Source organism: Rhodobacter capsulatus, from assembly GCF_005144475.1.
GTDB lineage: Bacteria > Pseudomonadota > Alphaproteobacteria > Rhodobacterales > Rhodobacteraceae > Rhodobacter > Rhodobacter capsulatus_C.
Genome location: NZ_SWJZ01000015.1, coordinates 13,084 through 26,082, shown reverse-complemented (window position 1 = coordinate 26,082; position 12,999 = coordinate 13,084). Strand labels below are relative to the sequence as shown.

10 protein-coding genes and 2 riboswitches are annotated in these 12,999 nt (G+C 67.7%); of the genes, 3 read left to right on the top strand and 7 right to left on the bottom strand.

Going from position 1 to position 12,999, the window contains the following annotated elements; all coding sequences use genetic code 11:
* Window positions 1-37: 37 nt before the first annotated feature.
* A riboswitch (cobalamin riboswitch) is annotated at window positions 38-242 on the top strand.
* A 99-nt stretch (window positions 243-341) separates the two neighbouring features.
* Window positions 342-1,472, top strand: coding sequence for a BLUF domain-containing protein (locus FBT96_RS05005; RefSeq protein ID WP_136905238.1), 1,131 nt, complete (start codon window positions 342-344; stop codon window positions 1,470-1,472).
* 76 nt (window positions 1,473-1,548) lie between these two features.
* Here FBT96_RS05005 and FBT96_RS05000 read toward each other — a convergent pair whose 3' ends face one another.
* Both FBT96_RS05000 and aceB read right to left on the bottom strand, forming a co-directional pair.
* The gene (locus tag FBT96_RS05000) at window positions 1,549-3,159 is read right to left on the bottom strand and encodes an isocitrate lyase (protein WP_136905237.1); all 1,611 of its coding nucleotides are present in this window, start codon (window positions 3,157-3,159) and stop codon (window positions 1,549-1,551) included.
* A gap of 123 nt (window positions 3,160-3,282) precedes the next feature.
* Window positions 3,283-4,905: a malate synthase A gene (aceB, locus tag FBT96_RS04995; RefSeq protein WP_136905236.1), complete on the bottom strand. Its 1,623-nt coding sequence runs from the start codon at window positions 4,903-4,905 to the stop codon at window positions 3,283-3,285.
* A 156-nt stretch (window positions 4,906-5,061) separates the two neighbouring features.
* Here aceB and FBT96_RS04990 point away from each other — a divergent pair, with 156 nt between their 5' ends.
* Complete coding sequence (locus FBT96_RS04990; RefSeq protein ID WP_136905235.1) at window positions 5,062-6,498, top strand: helix-turn-helix transcriptional regulator; 1,437 nt, start codon at window positions 5,062-5,064, stop codon at window positions 6,496-6,498.
* A gap of 13 nt (window positions 6,499-6,511) precedes the next feature.
* Here FBT96_RS04990 and FBT96_RS04985 read toward each other — a convergent pair whose 3' ends face one another.
* From FBT96_RS04985 to FBT96_RS04975, 3 genes are all read right to left on the bottom strand, one after another.
* On the bottom strand, window positions 6,512-7,624 hold the full coding sequence (locus FBT96_RS04985; protein WP_136905234.1) for a CobW family GTP-binding protein: 1,113 nt from the start codon (window positions 7,622-7,624) through the stop codon (window positions 6,512-6,514).
* A gap of 200 nt (window positions 7,625-7,824) precedes the next feature.
* Entirely contained in the window at window positions 7,825-8,598 is a 774-nt protein-coding gene (locus FBT96_RS04980) for an ABC transporter ATP-binding protein (protein ID WP_136905233.1), read from the bottom strand.
* A 212-nt stretch (window positions 8,599-8,810) separates the two neighbouring features.
* Window positions 8,811-9,028: riboswitch (cobalamin riboswitch) on the bottom strand.
* A 299-nt stretch (window positions 9,029-9,327) separates the two neighbouring features.
* Window positions 9,328-9,657 (bottom strand): HesB/IscA family protein, encoded by a 330-nt coding sequence (locus FBT96_RS04975; protein ID WP_136905232.1) that lies wholly within the window; start codon window positions 9,655-9,657, stop codon window positions 9,328-9,330.
* A gap of 73 nt (window positions 9,658-9,730) precedes the next feature.
* Here FBT96_RS04975 and FBT96_RS04970 point away from each other — a divergent pair, with 73 nt between their 5' ends.
* Entirely contained in the window at window positions 9,731-10,879 is a 1,149-nt protein-coding gene (locus FBT96_RS04970) for a deoxyguanosinetriphosphate triphosphohydrolase (RefSeq protein ID WP_136905231.1), read from the top strand.
* 130 nt (window positions 10,880-11,009) lie between these two features.
* On the opposite strand, the gene FBT96_RS20610 is transcribed toward FBT96_RS04970, so the two are convergent.
* Window positions 11,010-11,174, bottom strand: a complete 165-nt coding sequence (locus tag FBT96_RS20610) for a hypothetical protein (protein WP_013068032.1) — start codon at window positions 11,172-11,174, stop codon at window positions 11,010-11,012.
* A 94-nt stretch (window positions 11,175-11,268) separates the two neighbouring features.
* The gene (locus tag FBT96_RS04965; protein ID WP_136905230.1) at window positions 11,269-12,864 is read right to left on the bottom strand and encodes a peptide chain release factor 3; all 1,596 of its coding nucleotides are present in this window, start codon (window positions 12,862-12,864) and stop codon (window positions 11,269-11,271) included.
* Between the last annotated feature and the right edge of the window lie 135 nt (window positions 12,865-12,999).

Here is a 12,999-nt window from a genome sequence, read left to right as displayed (position 1 = left end):
CGGGGGCGCAAACCCGCTTTACAGCGCCGCCGGTTGCTTTCATTCTTGCGGCGATGGTGGCGCCGTCTTCCGGGCTGCGCCTGAAAAGGGAATGCGGTGCGCCTTTCGGGGCAAGGCCGCGGCTGCCCCCGCAACTGTGAGCGACGAGCAACGCCGGAAATGCCACTGGGTCACCGACCCGGGAAGGTCCGGGGGCGCGATGACCCGCAAGCCAGGAGACCTGCCATCGCAGACGTTTCGGGCGGGGTGCACCGGGGGGACGTGACGCCGAAGGCCCGCCGCCTTTTTTCGTGTCGCCATTTCCCCGCCCTGTTCAGGCATGACCGAGGAGGGCAGGGACCATGGGCACGAGGGCGGATGTTTCGGGAGGCCGGTCGCGGCTTCTGCGGGCGGTTCTGATCGGCAGGACGGCCGAGGGGGCGGGGGCGCGGCGGGGCGGGTCGATCCGGCACGATCTTGCGGCCCTGCCGGGCGATCTTGGGCTGAGCGGGGCCGCGGTCGCGGCGACGGACGGCTGGCTGCAGTGGATCGAAGGGCCCGGCCCGCAGCTTTGCGCCGCGATGGCGCAGATTGCGCCCGACACCGTGCCGGAAGATGTGCGGCTTCTCTCCGCCGGGTGGACCGACGCGCGCCGGTTTGCCCGCTGGCCGCTGTTCCACGCGGTGGTGCATCGGCACGCGGCCCGCCTGTGCGCGGGGGCGGCCTGGAGCCCCGAGGAAGACCTCCTCCGGCTGGCGATGCCGGTGTTCGACGATCTGTCCCAGGACCATGCGCTGGGATCCTTTGCGCAGTCCGATCTGTTGCGCCGGGTGCCCGATTTCGTCGAACGGCTGCTGGATTGCGATGCCGAGCCGGCCTTGCCGGTGACGGCGCGCGACGATCTGCAGGCGCGGGCCGGGTTTGTCGAGGCCTGCCTGCAGCGGCTGGGTCAGATGCGGGACGCCGCCGCCATCGGCCTTGCCGAGGGGGCTCTGGCGCAGACCCGGCTCAACAGCCTGTTGCAGCGGGCGGGGCGGCCGTCGCAGCCGCTCGATCCGCGCGGGCGCGTCTGCCTCGTGCTGCCGCCCGGGCAGGCCGAGATGATCGGCACGATCCTGAAGGCGGATCTGTTGCGGCTGGCGGGGCTGTCGGTGCGGGTGATCCTTGAGCCCGAGACCGGCGACATTCTGGCCAGCCTGCGCGACGAGGCCGGGGCGGTGGTGATCGTGACCGGTCCGCGGATGGCTGCCGAGACCGCCGACGGGCGCTCTGCACAGCTGGTTGCGCAGCTGCGTCAGGCCTTGCCCGAGCGGCGGGTCCTGCGCGGCGGTCTGGCTTCGGGCCCGCTTGCGGAGTGTGCGGAACGGCTGGCGCTGCTGCGTCATCGCGCCGGGCTTGCGCCGGTGCAAGGTCTCGACTGGGCGGCGATGGGCAGCCTGGCGACGCTGATCGGCGCCGGGCCGCAGGGCGCCGTGCCCGGCCTCTTCGCCTGAGCGCCGGGGCGGACCGGAGCAGATCCGGCCGCCCCGGGGTCGTGGGGCGGCACGGCGCATCTATCCTCCCTTTGGTTTACTCTGCCGCGAACTGGTTCATCGTATTGGCATGCCCGCCCGCCTTGAGCGCGCGATCGCCCGCGACCATCTCCTTGAACGTGTCGCCCAGATCCGAGCCGACCTCGTGCTGATGCTTCACCGCCGAGACGCCGCCGCGGATTTCCGCGCGCTGCACCGTGGCGACATAGGCCAGCATCTTGTCGTCGCCGAAATAGCCGCGCGACAGTTCATCCATCGATTTCGCCGTCAGATGGAAGGTGGGCAGGGTGATCAGGTTGTGGAACACCCCCGCCCGCGTCGCGATGTCAGTCTGGAAGGCCTTCAGCCAGGCATCGGCCTCGCGGCCCAGGGGCGTGTCGTCATAGTCGGGCTTCATCAGCTCGGGGCCGTTCGGATAGGCGTCCTCGGTGATCGTGCCCTCGGCCAGCCACTGCGCGCGCACCTGCTTGCGCAGGTTCAGCGTCCAGTTGAAGCTGGGCGAGTTGTTGTAGGTCAGCTTCGCATCGGGCACGACCTTGCGGATTTCCGCCACCATCCCGGCGATTTCATCGACATTCGGCGTGTCGGTCTCGATCCACAAAAGATCGGCGCCGCCCAGCGTCAGCGAGGCGATGCAATCTTCCACCACCCGGGCGCGGCCGGTGCCGGGGCGGAACGGGAACAGCCCGTTCGCCAGCCGCTGCGGCTTGACGAAAGCGCCGTTCTGATAGAGCGCCAGTTCCCCCTCGCGGATCGGGTTTTCGGCGCTGATCGGCTCGGTCGCCAGCCATTTGAGGTAGTTGGCCGCCAGATCGCCCGGGCGCTGCGACACCGGCACCTTCTGCGTCAGACCGGCGCCAAGGCTGTCGGTGCGGGCGACGATCACCCCGTCCTCCACCCCCAGCTCCTCGAAGGCCAGCCGACAGGCGCGCAGTTTCTCGATGAAATCCTCGCGCGGGACCGTCACCTTGCCGTCCTGATGGCCGCATTGCTTGGCATCCGAGACCTGGTTTTCGATCTGCAGACAGCAGGCACCCGCCTTGATCAGCTCTTTCGCCAGAAGATAGGTCGCATGTTCATTGCCAAAGCCCGCGTCGATATCGGCGATGATCGGCACGACATGGGTTTCGAAACCGTCGATCGCCGCAATCGCCGCCTGCCGCTCGGTCTCGGTCTGCGCGGCCTTCAGCGCCTTGAAGAGATCGTTCATCGCCACCTCGTCGGCCTGCCGCAAGGAGGTGTAGATCTCCGCGATCAGATCGGCGACGGCGGTCTTTTCATGCATCGACTGATCGGGCAGATGGCCCCAACGGTTGCGCAGACCGGCGACCATCCAGCCCGAGAGATAGACATAGGTGCCGCGTGCCGTGCCGCGCAGCCGTTTCACCGCCTTGATCATCTGCTGGGCGTGAAAGCCCGACCAGCAACCGAGGGATTGGGTGAATTGCGTCGGATCGGCGTCATAGGCCGCCATGTCGGCGCGCATCACCCCGGCCATCGCCCGCGCGATGTCCAGATGCGTGTCCCAGGTGTTTTGCAGCCGCAGCTGCACGATGTCATCGACCGCAACGCCACCCGGCGTGACCCCGCAGGGGTAGCGGCACAGGATAGCGGACCGGATTTCCGAAAAAGTCTGTCTTTTCTTCATGATGTTTCCTTTCGACGGGCTCTGCCCGGGGGTTGGGGGAAGCGGGAAAAGGTTGCGCCGAGGGTCTCAGGCAAGCTTCGGGGATCGGGCCGCCAAAGGGCGAAAAAAGCGGGATCGGGTCCATCAGTCGAGCGCGTTCAAAACCGCATAGGCGGCGGTGGTGAGGAAATCGGGCAGGGTTTCGGCGGTGGCGGCCTCCAGCAGCAGCCGCGCGGCGGCGGCGTAATGGCCGCGGTGAAAGGCGTTCGCCCCGATCCGCTCCAGCACGGCGCCGATCTCCTGCTGCACCAGTTCGCCCAGCCAGTCAGAACTCACCCCCCGGCTGCCGCCCGCCGCAAGCGCCACCGAAACGCCATGATGGCGCCATTGCCAGAGCTGCGCGCGGCAGATCTCGGCCGTGGCCGCATCCTCCATCAGGTTGCGGATCGGCACCGCGCCGCGCCCCGACAGCCAGGCCGCCAGATAGTCGAGCGCCACCGAGATGTTGGTGCGCAGACCCGCCTCGGTCACCCGGCCCTCATGCGGGCGCAGAAGCATCGCCGGTTCGATCCGCCAGGCCTGGCGCGGGATGCGGATCTGGTTCGGCCCCGGCATCTCGGCGTCAAAGACCGCCATCGCGACCGGCACCAGATCGGGATGGGCGACCCAGGTGCCGTCATGGCCCATCCCCACCTCGCGCAGCTTGTCGGCGCGGACCTGGGCAAAGGCGCGGGCGTTCGCCTCGGGGTCGCCGCGCACCGGGATCGCCGCCGCCATGCCCCCCATGGCGTGAATGCCGCGCCGGTGGCAGACCTTCACCAGCCGCGCCGCATAGCTGGCCAGAAAGGCGCGGTCCATCGTCACCTCGGCGCGGTCGGGCAGGGTGAAATCCTTGTGGTTGCGCAAGGTCTTGATGTAGCTGAAGATATAATCCCAGCGCCCGCAGTTCAGCCCGGCGATATGCGCGCGCAGCTCCCAGATGATCTCGTCCATCTCGAAGGCGGCGGGCAGGGTTTCGATCAGCACCGTCGCCTTGATCGTGCCCCGCGCCAGCCCGACGCGATCCTGGGCAAAGACGAAGACCTCGTTCCACAGCCGCGCCTCGTGGTGGCTTTCCAGCTTCGGCAGGTAATAGAACGGGCCGCGCCCGCTGGCCGCCAGCGCCCGGCCGCAATGCCACAGCGTCAGGCCGAAATCAAAGAGCGCCGCCGAGATCGGCTGCCCGGCCAGCAGCACATTCGCCTCGGCCATGTGCAGCCCGCGCGGCCGTACGATCAGGACCGCCGGATCGGCGCCGACGCGATAGCTCTTGCCCGTCTTCGGATCGTCGAACGCCAGCGTGCCGTCGCGGTAATCCAGCATGTTGCGATGGCCGGCGAGGATATTGCCGAAGCTCGGCGCGGTCGCATCCTCGAAATCGGCCATGAACACCCGCGCCCCGGAATTGAGCGCGTTGATCATCATCTTGCGCTCGACCGGGCCGGTGATCTCCACCCGACGATCGCGCAGGGCTTCGGGCACCGGCGCGGCCTCCCAGATACCCTGCCGGATCTCTTTCGTTTCGGGCAGGTAATCGGGCAGGGCGCCCGCGTCGATCCGCGCCTGCCGCCGGGCCCGCGCCAGCATCAGCGCATGGATGCGGGTGCCGAACCGGGTCTGCAGCTCGGCCAGAAAGGCCAGCGCCTCGGGGGTCAGCACAAGATCCTGACCGGGAAGGTTGCGCAGGACCAGCGGCGGGGCGGTGGGGGATGGGCAATCCAGCGACATGGGGTTCCTTTCGGGGGCGGGGCTTCGGGCCGCCGGGTGACTCGGGTGAAGTCAGGCTAGTAATGTTATGCCGCATGTGCATTATGTGTTTGAAAGCATTGGGTTGTTCTGTCACTTTCGTCATGTGACAGGCGGAAAATCTGTAAGGATTGTCACATGGCGCCGCGGGCGGAAAAGCTGGTCATCGGGCAAAGGCTGAAGGTGCTGCGGCAGTCGCTGGGGCTGACGCAGGCGCAGATGGCGGCGGAACTGGGGGTCTCGGCGAGCTACATCACCCTGATCGAGGCCGATCAGCGCCCCGCCTCGGTCAAGCTGCTGATGCGGCTGGCCGAGGTTTATGATCTGAACATCTCGGAACTCTCGCCCGCCGCGGATGCGCAGCTGGCCGCCGAGTTCGCCGCCGCGCTGAAGACGCCCGCCGCCGGGGCCGATGCCGTTCCCCGCGCCGAGATCGAGGCGGTGTTGCAGGCCTCGCCCCGGATCGCGGCGGCTTTCGTGCGGTTGCAGGCGGCGCATCGGGCCGCCGTGCTGGCGCCGATGGCCGAGGAGAACCCGCTGACCGACCGTGACAAGGTCGAGGCTTTGGGCGAGACCTCGCGCCCGGTCGAGGCGGTGCGGGCCTGGTTTTACGCCCGGCGCAACCATGTCGACGCGCTGGACCGCGCCGCCGAGGATCTGGCGGACGAATTGGCCCCGCACCGGCACGAGCCGCATCTGGCGCTGACCGGGCGGCTGGCGGCGCATGGGGTGACGGTGCGGATCGACCCGGCCGAGGTGATGCGGGGCCAGCTGCGCCGCTATGACCCCGAGCGGCGGGAATTGCTGCTCTCGGAACTGCTCGGGCAAGCCAGCCGCCGCTTTCAGATCGGCGTGCTGCTGGCCAGTCTGGAGCAGGAACCGATCCTGGCGCGGCTGATCGCCGAGGCGGGGCTCGATGATCCCGCGGCGGCGGCGCTGATGCGGGTGAGTCTCGCGAATTACTTCGCCGCGGCGCTGATGATGCCTTACGGCCGGTTTCTGGCCAGCTGCGAGTCGCACCGCTACGACATCGAGCTTCTGTCGCATCGCTTCGGCACCAGTTTCGAGCAGACCGCGCATCGGATGTCGACGCTGCAACGCGACGGCGCGCGGGGGATCCCGTTCTTTTTCGTGCGGGTGGACCGGGCGGGGAACCTCTCGAAACGCTTCAGCGCCGGGCGGTTTCCGTTTTCGCGCTTTGGCGGCACCTGTCCGCTTTGGAACATCCACGCCGCCTTCGAGATGCCCGACCGGGTGCAGACGCAGGTGATCCGCATGCCCGAAGGCGCCAGCTATTTTTCCGTGGCGCGCACGGTGACGCGGGCGGGGGGCACGCATGGCGCCCCGGCGCAGCGGCTGGCGATCGGGCTCGGTTGCGATGTCGCCTATGCGCCGCGGCTGATCTATGCCGAGGGGATCGACCTGGCCCGCACCCGGCCGGTGGAAATCGGGTTGAACTGCTATCTGTGCGAACGCGCCGATTGCACCGCCCGCGCCCATGCCCCGGTGAACCGGCCGTTGCAGGTGAACGAACGCGAACGCTCCTTGGCGCTGTTTCGTTTCGACGCGACCTGAGGCGGCCCGGGCCTCAGGCGGTCAGCGGGTGCACCGTCGTTCCGGCCCGCAGCATCTCGACACTGTCGCGCAGCGCCTGTTGCGGCAGGTCCCGCCCGATGATCACGATGCGGCTTTTGCGGTCGGTGCCGGTCCAGCGCGCCAGCCGCACCGGCGGATCGACGATATGCTGCACGCCGTGGATCACATAGGGCGTGTCGATCCCCTCGGCCCAGAGCACCGCCTTGAGCCGCAGGATTTCCGCGCCCCGGGTGGCCAGAAGCGTCTCAAGCCAGAGGTCGAGCATCACCGGGTGGATCGGCGTGTCGATCACCATCGAGACCGAGGTGATGCGGTCGTCATGGCGGGCGGGGGGCATCATCGCGGTCTGCGGGCTCGGTCTGGCGGCGGGAAGGCCGAAGAGCCCATGCGTCGGGCCGGAAGGCGGGCCGGATCGCTGGGCGGGGAAGGGCGGTTGCGGGGCGGTCGGCGGCGCCTTGATCCAGGCTTCGGCCTCGGGCAGGGTGCCGCCCGCCCCGGGGGCGCCGTGGCCGAAAAGTGCGGCCAGCGGCACCCGGCCGTGCCGGGCGTGCAAAAGCCGGGCACCGGGGGCAAGCGCCGCCAGCCGCGTTTCCAGCCGGGCGATGTCGAAGGGGTGGGCCAGATCGGTCTTTGTCAGCACCAGCACATCGGCCATCGCCACCTGTTGCACGCTTTCGAACCCGGCATCGAGCGTCGCCGCCCCGTTCACCGCATCGCAGACGGTGATCACGCCATCGAGCCGCAGCCTGCCGCCCAGCTGCGGCGCGACGACCAGCGTGTGCAGGATCGGCGTCGGATCGGCCAGGCCCGTGGTCTCGATCACGATGCGCTCGAAGGCCAGGTCTCCGGCCGCGCGCCGCATGAGCAGCCCGTCCAGCGCCGTGACCAGATCGCCGCGCACCGTGCAGCAGAGGCAGCCCGAGGCGAGCAGCACGGTTTCCTCGGTCGTGCCGATGATCAGATCGTGATCCAGCCCGACATCGCCGAATTCATTCACCACCACCGCGATCCGCCCCGCCGAAGCATCGGCCAGAAGCGCGTTGAGCAAGGTGGTCTTGCCCGCGCCAAGGTAACCGGTGAGGAGCGTCAGGGGAATGCGGGTCATGGCGGCCTCGTGATTGTTATAATATAACACATACGGGGCCGGGCAGCGCGACGCAACCCCCGAGACGCGGACGATGCGGGCGCCCAGATCGGCGAGGATCAGGAACACCGCCCCGCATGGGCGCGGCCGGGCACCAGCCGCGCCAGATGCGGCATCCTCAGGCCCCCAAAGCCGATCATCGGGGCTTCCTTTCGGAAAGCTCAAAGATGGAAGGAAAAACCGGGGGTTGCGCCGGTGCGGTCGATCTGCGCCTGGCCGGGGAAGGCGGTGGAAAGCACCGTCTCGGTCAGGGCGGTCCCGGGCGGGCCATCGGCCAGAAGCCGGCCCTCGTGCAGCACCAGCACCCGGTCGGCGACGTCGGCGGCCAAGGTCAGGTCGGGCAATGTGGTGATCACCGTCAGCCCGAGGCCCCGGAGCAACGTCCAAAGGTCACGCTGCTGGCAGATGTCGAGAGCGGGCGTCGGCGCGTCAAGCACGATCACCCGCGGCTCCTGCGCCAAGGCCCGGGCGATCAGCACGCGCTGCCGCGCGCCGCCCGAGAGCGTGCCGAAGGGGCGGCTGGCGAGCCGCGTCAGGTCGAGCCGGTCCAGCGCGGCGCGCACAAGCGCCGCATCGGCACCATCGGGCGTGGCCAGCCCCGCGCCCCAGCCGCGCCGATGCGGCAACCGCCCCAGCGCCACGATCTGCCGCACCGTCAGGCCGAATTCGCCCGGCTGGTCCTGCAGCACCGCGGCCAGCGCGCGGGCGGCCTCGGGCGCGCTCATCAGCCACAGATCGCGGCCCATGAGCCGCACCGTGCCGCGCCTGGGCGCGTGATGGCGGCAGATCAGCCGCAAGAGTGCGGATTTGCCCACCCCGTTCGCACCGCAGATTGCCAGGATCTGCCCCTCGGGCACGGCAAAGGAAATCTCCGACAGCAGGTCCGGCTGCCCCTTCGGCCCCCAGCACACCCCGGAGAGGTCGACCACGGTCACGGCGTCGTCCTTTCGCAAAGACCGGCGCCGCCGACGGGGCGGCCGTGTCGGGGGGACGAAAGGCGGGCGACTGGCGCGCGGGCACATCCCGACCGGGCCCCGCGACCCGGGGCGGGGGACCGGCCATCGGCCGCCCGAAAAAGTTGCGGCCCGGCCAAAGGCCGCCGCTTGCGCAGATCCATCGCATGCTCCTTCCGGGACACCCCGCCCGGTGGTTGATGACGCTGATGGCAGGTCTCCTGACTTGCGGGTCCTGGCTTCCCCCACCTTCCCGGCCCCGCGATCGGGGCCAGTGGTTGCCGGGGGGCGCTCGCCGCTTACAGTTGCGGGGGCAGTTACGGGTTTGGCGGCTGATGCCTACACCTCACCGTATTCCCTTTTCACCCGGCCGCGCGTGGCTTGGCCGGGAACCATCAGGGCGAAGGTGCCCGCGAAGTCCCGCGCCGTCAAGCCGCATTGCGGTGTTGCCCATGCTGCCCGCCGCGATTGTTGGCGCAGCCGTGGTGCCAGATCGGCGTCTTCGTCAGAGAGAAAGCGCGGCTGCGGATCGCCCCGGCGATGGCCCGGCACAAAGCCGTTGACCGGCATCCTCGCCGCCGCAAGATCGCGCAGAAGCCAGATCGATGCGGCGGAGGCATTGCGGCCCGGTCTCGGGACGGCGCAATCGCCTGGCATCATGGCGCGTGGCCCGGTCCGACCTCCGCCCCGCCTTGCCGCGCGCCGGGGCCGTCACATCGAAAAGGAAATGCCGCAGCCGCAGCTGGCCGTCGCATTCGGGTTTTGCACCACGAACCGCGCCCCGATCAGTTCCTGCGTGTAATCGATCACCGCATCTTGCAGGAAGGGCAGGCTGACCGGGTCGATCAGCACGCGCTGACCTTCTCCCTCGATCACCAGATCATCGGGGGCGGCCCCCTCCTCCAGCTTCAGGTCATATTGGAAGCCCGAACAGCCGCCGCCCTCGACCGCGACGCGCAGCGCCTTGGGCGTGGCTTCCTTCGCATTCAGTTTCGCCAGACGCTCGAAGGCGCGGGGGGTGACTTTCGGCGGCAAAAGCATCGGGTTGGACCTGTTCTGTTGTTCCCTTTAGAGTATAGGAGGGGGCATGCCCTGCGACAAGGTGAGGTGAGAGATGCTGCAACCCTATGCCTGCAATCCCGAGGCCAGCCGCGGGCGGCTGCATGCCGAGAGTTACTCCACCTTCCGCACGCCATTTCAACGTGATCGCGACCGGATCATCCATTCCTCGGCGTTCCGGCGGCTGAAACACAAGACCCAGGTCTTTGTCGAACACGAGGGCGATTATTACCGCACCCGGCTGACCCATACGATCGAGGTGGCGCAGGTGGCGCGCACGATCGCCGGGGCGCTGGGGCTGAACACCGATCTGGCCGAGGCGGTGGCGCTGGCGCATGATCTGGGCCATCCGCCCTTCGGCCATACCGGCGAGGATGCGCTGGCGCTGCTCATGGAGCCCTATGGCGGCTTTGACCACAACGCGCAGGCGCTGCGGATCGTGACGCGGCTCGAACGCCATTACGCCGATTTCGACGGGCTGAACCTGACCTGGGAGACGCTTGAAGGCATCGCCAAGCACAACGGCCCGGTCGAGCAGCCGTGGAATTACGCGCTGGCCGAGGTCAATGCGCAATGGGATCTGGAACTGACGACGAATGCCAGCGCCGAGGCGCAGGTGGCCGCGGTGGCCGATGACTGCGCCTACAACCACCACGACCTGCACGACGGCCTGCGCGCCGGGCTTTTCACCGAAGCCGACCTGTGCGAATTGCCGGTGCTGGGCGAGTGTTTCGCCACGGTGGACAAGCTTTACCCCGGCCTTGATCCGATGCGGCGCCGACACGAGGCCTTGCGGCGGGTCTTTGGCGTGATGGTTGAAGACGTGATCGCGGTGGCGAAGAACCGGCTTGAATCCCTGCGCCCCCGCCATGTCGACGAGATCCGCGCGATGCAGGGGCCGATCATCCGGTTTTCCAAGCCGCTTTACCAGAACATCAAGGCGATCAAGGGGTTCCTGTTCACCCGCATGTATCGCGCGCCGACCGTGGTGGTGGAACGCAAGCGGGTGACGGGGATCGTGAACGCGCTGTTCCCGCTTTTCCTCGAGCGCCCCGAGCTTCTGCCCGAGGATTGGCAGGCCGATGTCGCCCGCGCGCGGGCCAAGGGGAATTCCGAACTGGCGCGCACGGTCCTCGATTACGTTGCGGGGATGACCGACCGGTTCGCGATCCAGGAATACCACCGGCTCTTCGGCGAGGACTGAGCGCGCAGTCGCGTATTTGCGCCAAGAAGAAACGCATGGGGTTTCTTGGGTAAGATACGCCCTTGACCAAGCCTTGCGGCGGCGTCGCAAAATGCGCCGTCCCCCGGGGCGAGGGGACGGCGCACCGGGTTCAGCCAGCTTCGGCGTCACATTCGCCTTCGTGACCGAAGGCGTCCTTGTTCGCCTTTTTCTGGATCTTGATGTCGCCGGGGCTCGCGCCCTCTTCGGTCATCCGCGTGATGATCTTGTCGGCGGCTTTCTGACGTTTCTTGTCCATCACATCGTCGTCGGACATGGCATCCTCCAAAGTGTTCAGACATGCGAGCTGTGTCGCATCCTCAGTCTAACACAACTTTAACGCGCATGCCATGCCTTCCGGCGCGGGGCCGTCACTGCATCATTTCCTTTGTCGCCGACAGTTTCACGCCCTCGTAGTCGCGCACCACCCGGTCGATGTCCCACTGCAGCCGGGTCAGGAAGACGATGTCGCCATCGTGGTCCGTCGCGATATGCTGCTTGTTCACGTTGACCAGTTTCTCGACCGTGTCCTTCGGCCCCAGCACCCAGCGCGCCGAGGTGAATTGCGAGCTCTCAAACCGCACCGGAATGCCGTATTCGACCTCGATCCGGCTGGCGAGCACGTCGAATTGCAGCGCGCCGACGACGCCGACGATGAAGCCCGAGCCGATCATCGGCTTGAAGACCTTGGCGGCCCCTTCCTCGGCGAATTGCATCAGCGCCTTTTCGAGGTGCTTGCCCTTCATCGGATCGGTCGAGCGCACGGCCTGCAGCAGTTCCGGCGCAAAGGACGGAATGCCGGTGAAGCGCAGCTTTTCGCCCTCGGTCAGCGCGTCGCCGATGCGCAATTGGCCGTGGTTCGGAATGCCGATGATGTCGCCCGCCCAGGCCTCCTCGGCCAGTTCGCGGTCGGCGGCCAGAAACAGCACCGGGTTCGACACCGCCATCGGCTTGCCCGTCCGGACGTGCTGCAGTTTCATGCCGCGCTCGAAATGCCCCGAGGCCAGACGCACGAAAGCCACGCGGTCGCGGTGCTTCGGGTCCATGTTCGCCTGCACCTTGAAGACGAAGCCGGTGACCGGGGTTTCGTCCGACGCGATCTGCCGCTCGGCCGCCTTTTGCGGCTGCGGCTCGGGGCCGTATTCGCCCATGCCGTCCATCAACTCCTTGACGCCAAAGGAATTGATCGCCGAGCCGAACCAGATCGGCGTCATGTGGCCTTCCAGAAAGCTTTGCCGGTCGAAGGCGGGCAGCAACTCGCGCGCCATCGCCACTTCCTCGCGCAGCTTCGCCAGCAGGTCGGCAGGCACATGGTCTGCCAGCTTCGGATCGTCAAGCCCGTCGATCTTGATGCTTTCTGCGACGCGGTTGCGGTCGGCGCGGTCCATCAGTTCAAGCCGGTCATGCAAGATGTCGTAGCAGCCGACAAACTCGCGCCCCATCCCGATCGGCCAGGAGGCCGGGGCAACGTCGATCGCCAGGTTTTCCTGGATCTCGTCGATGATCTCGAAGGTGTCGCGGCTTTCGCGGTCCATCTTGTTGCAAAAGGTCAGGATCGGCAGATCGCGCAACCGGCAGACCTCGAACAGTTTCCGCGTCTGGCTTTCCACCCCCTTCGCCCCGTCGATCACCATGATCGCGGCATCGACCGCGGTCAGCGTGCGATAGGTGTCCTCGGAAAAGTCCGAGTGGCCGGGCGTGTCGACCAGATTGAAGCGATAGTGCCGGAAATCGAAGCTCATCGCCGAGGCCGAGACCGAGATGCCGCGTTCCTGTTCCAGCTTCATGAAGTCCGAGCGCGTGCGCCGCGCCTCGCCTTTGGCGCGGACTTGCCCCGCCATCTGGATCGCGCCCCCGAACAGCAGGAATTTCTCGGTGAGCGTGGTTTTCCCGGCGTCGGGGTGCGAGATGATCGCAAAGGTCCGGCGGCGGGCGATTTCGGGCGGGAGGGGGGCACGGTTGCTCATGCGCGGCCTTTACCGCAAGGCGGGATTGCGGGCAAGAAGGACGGATTTTTCCCGCCCGGGCTGCGGCAAATTGATCCGCATCATGGCGCGGGGGGTAGAATCGTTCCAACCTTGACCAGCGTCGGGCGGGCTTCG

What these genes read in the sequence shown, in the direction of transcription:
- FBT96_RS04975 (WP_136905232.1), bottom strand. Translation starts at nt 9,657, where the DNA reads ATGCTTTTGCCGCCGAAAGTCACCCCCCGCGCCTTCGAGCGTCTGGCG.
- FBT96_RS04970 (WP_136905231.1), top strand. Translation starts at nt 9,731, where the DNA reads ATGCTGCAACCCTATGCCTGCAATCCCGAGGCCAGCCGCGGGCGGCTG.
- FBT96_RS04990 (WP_136905235.1), top strand. Translation starts at nt 5,062, where the DNA reads ATGGCGCCGCGGGCGGAAAAGCTGGTCATCGGGCAAAGGCTGAAGGTG.
- FBT96_RS04965 (WP_136905230.1), bottom strand. Translation starts at nt 12,864, where the DNA reads ATGAGCAACCGTGCCCCCCTCCCGCCCGAAATCGCCCGCCGCCGGACC.
- FBT96_RS05005 (WP_136905238.1), top strand. Translation starts at nt 342, where the DNA reads ATGGGCACGAGGGCGGATGTTTCGGGAGGCCGGTCGCGGCTTCTGCGG.
- FBT96_RS20610 (WP_013068032.1), bottom strand. Translation starts at nt 11,174, where the DNA reads ATGTCCGACGACGATGTGATGGACAAGAAACGTCAGAAAGCCGCCGAC.
- aceB (WP_136905236.1), bottom strand. Translation starts at nt 4,905, where the DNA reads ATGTCGCTGGATTGCCCATCCCCCACCGCCCCGCCGCTGGTCCTGCGC.
- FBT96_RS05000 (WP_136905237.1), bottom strand. Translation starts at nt 3,159, where the DNA reads ATGAAGAAAAGACAGACTTTTTCGGAAATCCGGTCCGCTATCCTGTGC.
- FBT96_RS04985 (WP_136905234.1), bottom strand. Translation starts at nt 7,624, where the DNA reads ATGACCCGCATTCCCCTGACGCTCCTCACCGGTTACCTTGGCGCGGGC.